Below are 238 nucleotides of genomic sequence, written 5' to 3'. Positions count from 1 at the left end.
GGCGGGTAACACATGATATTCACGGGCTTCTATACGACCATGTCCTTGTTCTATCGTGATATTTTCGGCATGACTCACGGCAGAAACTTGGGCTGACAACGCCTTCTTAACTGCGCGATACAACGTTTCCTGATTCCCTTTCACCGCCAGAAGATAGTCACCTTCCTGCTGCACAATTTGTTCCGCAATCTTCGTTTGGCATCCCATCGCATCAATTGTTATCAGGCAACCTGTGATA

The 238-nt window shown here is 47.5% G+C and carries 1 protein-coding gene; it reads right to left on the bottom strand.

Annotated elements, in window-relative coordinates; all coding sequences use genetic code 11:
- A partial coding sequence (locus tag AAC854_RS23650) for an ISAs1 family transposase (protein ID WP_340619191.1) occupies positions 1 to 238 on the bottom strand: 238 nt, incomplete at both ends.

This window comes from Xenorhabdus entomophaga (genome assembly GCF_037996725.1).
Taxonomy (GTDB): Bacteria; Pseudomonadota; Gammaproteobacteria; order Enterobacterales; family Enterobacteriaceae; genus Xenorhabdus; species Xenorhabdus khoisanae.
The sequence above is the reverse complement of the archived record's forward strand: the minus strand, read 5'-3'. Positions and strand labels throughout refer to the sequence as shown.